Source organism: Clavibacter lycopersici, from assembly GCF_003576405.1.
Lineage (GTDB): Bacteria > Actinomycetota > Actinomycetes > Actinomycetales > Microbacteriaceae > Clavibacter > Clavibacter lycopersici.
This window is the reverse complement of sequence record NZ_QWGT01000211.1, coordinates 1-4,859: the sequence shown is the minus strand read 5'-3', so window position 1 is coordinate 4,859 and position 4,859 is coordinate 1. Positions and strand designations below refer to the sequence as shown.

The following is a 4,859-nucleotide window of genomic DNA, read 5'->3' as shown; positions in this document are numbered from 1 at the left end:
TCGGGGTCGGCGTCGCGGGCAGGCGACCGGCGACGAGCGCCGACGCGATGACGCCGGCCTGCCCGCCGAATCGCGCGGCCACCACGAGCGGGCGTCGCTGGAACGTGAGGAGGGAGTCGAGCCGTTCGCGCAGCGGCCCGAGCAGCTGCTCGCCCGCGCGGGACAGCCCGCCGGCGACCACGACGACCTCGGGGGAGAGGATCGCCGTCAGCTGCGCGAAGGCGAGCGCCAGCGCGTCGATGCAGGCATCCACCACGCGCTGCGCGACCGGATCCCCGGCGGCCGCCGCCTGGAAGACGCGCGCCGACCCGCCCTCGGTCGTGGCGCTGCCCGTGGCGCGCGCGTAGGCGCGGGCCACGCCCTGGGCGGATGCGACGGTCTCGAGGCAGCCGGATCCGCCGCACGCGCACCGGACGCCGGCGTCGGATCCCACGGGCGTCGTGCGCATGTGCCCGAGCTCGGTGCCGTGGCCGCCTGCCGTGTACAGGCGGCCGTCGACGAAGACGGCCGCGCCGATGCCCGTGCCGATCGTGACCACGACCGCGTCGCGGGATCCGCGCGCCGCGCCCATCTCGAACTCGGCGACGCCGGCGCCGCGCGCGTCGTTCCCGAACGCGACCGGCAGCCCGGTGGCCTCGGCGAGCAGGTCGCGCATGGGCACGTCGCGGAGGCCCACGTGCTCGGCGAGCACGACCACGCCGCGGTCGTCGTCGACGACGCCGGCCACGTGCACGCCGATCGCGGCGGGTGCGGCGCCCGGGTGGTCGCGCGCGGCGTCCGCGACGGCCGAGGCGAGCGCGGCCACCAGCGCGTCGGCGTCGTGCGTGGGCGTGGGCACCGAGCGGGTCTCGATCACCTCGCCGTCCGCGTCCACGACGGCGATCTTGACGTCCGTGCCGCCGATGTCGAACGCGATCACCGGCCGGGGGACCCGCAGCTCGAGCCGCGGGAGGTCCGTCACTTGACCGCGCCCGCGGTGAGGCCCGTCGCCATGCGCTTCTGCACGATGAGGAAGAGGATCACCACGGGGAGCGCCATGAGCGTCGATCCTGCCATGATGCCGCCCCAGTCGGTCTCCTGCATCTGGCCGCGGAAGCCCTGGAGCCAGAGCGGGAGCGTGCGGCTGTCGTCGGCGGAGAGGGTCACGAGCGCGAGCGTGTACTCGTTCCAGGCGGCCAGGAAGCTGAAGATGCTGGAGGCGACGAGGCCGGATCCGAGCAGCGGCAGCGTCACCCGGCGGAACGCGCCGACGCGGCTGCAACCGTCGAGCATGGCGGCCTCCTCGAGCTCCACGGGGATCCCGTCGACGAAGCCCTTCAGCACCCAGATGGTGAACGGCACGTTGGCGGCGAGGTACAGGAGGCTCAGGCCGACCACCGAGTTGAGGAGGCCCCAGCCGTCGAGCATGCGGTACTGCGAGATGAAGAGGGCCTCGGCCGGGATCATCTGGATCACGAGCACGGCGACGATCATCGACGTGCGCCCGCGGAACCGGAACCGGCTGAGCGCGAAGGCCGCCACCACCCCGAACGCGAGCGAGCCGGCCACGACGACGAGCGCGATGAGCGTGCTCATCCGCAGCGCCGACCAGAAGCGGACGTCGCCCAGGATGCGCGCGAAGTGCTCGACGGTGCCGCCCACCGGGATCCACGTGGGCGTCGGCGACGACAGCTGCTCGGAGGTGAGGAACGCCGCGTCCACCATCCAGTAGACGGGGAAGAGCCAGACCAGGCCGAACGCGATCGCGACGAGGTCGAGCGCGATGCGGCCGGGGGAGCGGCGGCGGCGCGCACGGGGGGCGCGGGCCGCGGGAGGCGCCCCGGCGGCGGATGCGGAGGACGCGGGGGGCGCGGCGGGCGCGGTGGCGGCGTCGTCGGCGTCGGATGCGGTGCGTGCGATGGTCGCGGTCATCGGCCGTCCCCCTCGGTCAGGAGCGCCCGGATGTAGCGCCAGGTGAGCAGGAGGCTGACCGCGAGCATGACCATGGCGGCCGCCGAGGCGACGCCGTAGTTCCCTCCGGAGAGCCCGATCTGGTAGACGAACGTGCCGAGCACGTTGGTCTGGTCGGTGATGCCGCTGCTCTGCTGCAGGATGTGGATCTGCGTGAACACCCGCAGGTCCCAGATCACCTGCAGCAGGCTCACGAGCAGGAGCACGGGGGCCACGGACGGCGCCACGATGTGCACGAAGCGCTGCCGGCCGTCTGCGCCGTCGAGCTGGGCGGCCTCCATCATCGACTCGTCGAGCTGGGTCACCGACGCGTAGACCATGAAGACCACGAGCGGCAGGCTCATCCACGTGATGAGGAGGCCGGCCACGACGAAGAACGTCACGGGATCCGAGAGCCAGTTGTAGCCCACCATCCCCTGGGCTCCGAGCCGGCCGAGCACGTAGCCGACGACTCCGCTGCGCGGGTCGAACAGCAGCTGGAACACCTGCAGCGAGCTGAGCACGGGCATCGCCCAGGCCACGAGCATGACGATCTGCACGCCGACCGCGATCGACCGGCGCACCTGCGTGAGCAGCATCGCGCCCGCCGTGCCGACCACCACCGTGGCGGCCGCGCACGCGAGGCAGAAGCCCACCGACCGGCCGAGCGATGCCCAGAACGCCGGATCCCCCAGCACCTGCGCGTAGTTGTCCAGCCACACCAGCTCGGGCGCCTGCCCGAACTGCTGGGCGAGGCCGAAGCGCTGGAACGACATGATCACCTGCCGCGCCAGCGGGTAGCCGAGGCCGACCGCGACGATCGCCATGGCGGGCAGGACGAGCATCCACGCGAGCCGGCGCTCGGCGCGGGGGCTCCGCGGCGCCTCGAGCGCCGGCGCGGGCGACGGCGTCGAGGTGGAGGTGCTGAGGACGGCGCTCACGGGCGGATCACGCCTGGCCGAGGAGGCTCGTGAGCTTGGCGTCGGCGGCGGAGGCGAGCTGGACGGTGTCTCCGCCGGCCGCGACCGCGACGTAGAAGTCGTCGATCACGCGGGCGCCCTCGACGAGCGCCCAGTTCTGCGCCGCCGGCGTGCCCACCGAGTTCCGCACCGCCTCCGTGGTGAGGGTGGCGAGGTCGTCGCTGCCGAGCGCCGCGGCGTAGTCGAGGTTGCCGGGGACCCAGCCGCCCTCCGTCGCGAAGTACTCCTGGAACGGCTGCGAGAAGATCAGCTTCATCGCCTCCTTGGCCAGGTCCTGGTTCTTCGAGCGGCCGGAGATGGCGACGTTGGATCCGCCCGCGAACGGGTGCCCGGCGTCGCCGCCCGCCGCGGCCGGGAAGCCGAAGTAGCCGACGTTCCCCGCGTCCACCAGGGCCTGGTCGATGTTGGCGAGGTGCCAGTTGAAGCCGAAGAACATGGCGGTCTCACCCGCGTTGAACGGCACCCACGGCTTCTCGGCGACCTCGCTGTCGGTGACGCCGCCCGCGGTGGATCCGGTCGTCCAGATCTCCTGCAGCGCCTGGAACGCCTTCTGGCTCTCGGGGCTGGAGAGCGAGCCCTTCCAGGTGTCGCCGTCCTGCTCCGCGAGGCGGCCGCCCTCGGTGAACTGCCACGCGAGCGCCGACTGCCACGAGATGCCGGGGAGGTAGAGGCCCGAGAACGACGGGTCGCCCGCGTGCGCGGCCTGCAGCTTCGCGGCGGCGGCGGTGAGCTCGTCCATGCTCGTGGGGATCGCGACGCCCGCCTCCTGGAACATGTCCTTGCGGTAGAAGAAGAGGCGGCTGCCCGCGTAGAACGGGGCCGCGTACATCTGCCCGTCGTGCGAGCCGAGCTCCACGAGCGACTGCGTGAGGCTGGATCCGCCGAGCTCCTCCTTCATGTCCTCGAGGCTGGTGAGGGCCCCGACCGCGCAGAAGGTGGGGGCCTGCGTGTTGCCGAGCTCGATGATGTCGGGGGTGGAGTCGGCGCTCGCGAGCGAGGTCTGCAGCTTCGAGACGATGCCGTCCCACACCTGCAGCTCGATCGTGAGCGTGGATCCGGGGTGCTGCTCCTCGAACGTCCTCTTCAGCCAGTCGCGCGCCTCCTGCGAGACCGAGTCGGTCATCATCCAGACGCGGAGGTCGGCGGTGGCCGGTCCTCCTCCGCCGCTGGATCCGGAGGCGCAGGCGGCGAGGAGCGCGGTGAGGCCGAAGGCCCCTCCCAGTCCGATGGCGGTACGGCGGGTGATGTCGGCCATGACGGTGTCTCCTGGGGGTCGCGGTGCGGGTGGCGGGTGGCACCCATGCTCCGAGCGCCGGGGCCCGCGCAGGCACGCGCCGTGTTAAATCGCGCCTGCATAAACATGTTCTTCATCTGCGGCGCGGCCGGATCCGCGTGCCCGTGCTTCCATGGGCCCATGCCGCGACCCGTCGACCCGTCCCGTGACGGGCGCGTGGCGGTGGAGATCGCCGTGCAGGACGCCGCCTCCGCCCGCACCGCGGCGGCAGCGGGCGCCGACCGCGTCGAGCTGTGCTCCGCGCTCGCCGCGACGGGCGGGGTGACCCCGAGCATCGGGCTCGTGGAAGCCGTGGTCGCCGTCGGGCTGCCCGTGCACGTGCTCATCCGGCCACGGCCCGGCGGCTTCGTGCACGACGCCGACGAGCGCGCGGTCATGGTCCGCGACGTGCGGGCGGCGCTCGCCGCGGGAGCCGCGGGCATCGTCTCCGGCGGCCTCACCGACGACGGGCGCGTGGACCGGGACCTCCTCGCGCGCCTCGTCGACGCGACAGGCGACGCCGTCTTCACGTTCCACCGGGCGATCGACGCCGTCGACGACCGTCTCGCCGCCCTCGACGCGCTCCTCGACGCTGGGGCCGGCCGCGTGCTGACGTCCGGCGGCGCCGCGCGGGCGGGTGACGGGCTGCCGGCGCTCGCCGAGCTGGTGGCGCGCGT

5 protein-coding genes are annotated in these 4,859 nt (G+C 73.2%); 1 reads left to right on the top strand and 4 read right to left on the bottom strand.

From position 1 onward, the window contains the following. The 4 genes from DZG00_RS12285 to DZG00_RS12270 all read right to left on the bottom strand — a co-directional run. Window positions 1-961, bottom strand: a 961-nt coding sequence (locus tag DZG00_RS12285; protein ID WP_233550132.1) for an ROK family protein, incomplete at its 3' end; no start/stop codon positions are given. Continuing rightward, window positions 958-1,911: a carbohydrate ABC transporter permease gene (locus DZG00_RS12280; protein ID WP_119455672.1), complete on the bottom strand. Its 954-nt coding sequence runs from the start codon at window positions 1,909-1,911 to the stop codon at window positions 958-960. The genes DZG00_RS12280 and DZG00_RS12285, both read right to left, overlap by 4 nt. Next, window positions 1,908-2,870: a carbohydrate ABC transporter permease gene (locus DZG00_RS12275; protein WP_233549168.1), complete on the bottom strand. Its 963-nt coding sequence runs from the start codon at window positions 2,868-2,870 to the stop codon at window positions 1,908-1,910. Before DZG00_RS12275 ends, DZG00_RS12280 begins: the two co-directional genes overlap by 4 nt. 7 nt (window positions 2,871-2,877) lie before the next feature. After that, entirely contained in the window at window positions 2,878-4,164 is a 1,287-nt protein-coding gene (locus DZG00_RS12270) for an extracellular solute-binding protein (RefSeq protein ID WP_119382942.1), read from the bottom strand. Window positions 4,165-4,323: 159 nt separating this feature from the next. Here DZG00_RS12270 and DZG00_RS12265 point away from each other — a divergent pair. Beyond that, window positions 4,324-4,859, top strand: a 536-nt coding sequence (locus DZG00_RS12265; RefSeq protein WP_119455671.1) for a copper homeostasis protein CutC, incomplete at its 3' end; no start/stop codon positions are given.

Bases quoted from the DNA above. Each gene is read 5' to 3' on its own strand.
- DZG00_RS12270 (WP_119382942.1), bottom strand. From the start codon at position 4,164: ATGGCCGACATCACCCGCCGTACCGCCATCGGACTGGGAGGGGCCTTC.
- DZG00_RS12280 (WP_119455672.1), bottom strand. From the start codon at position 1,911: ATGACCGCGACCATCGCACGCACCGCATCCGACGCCGACGACGCCGCC.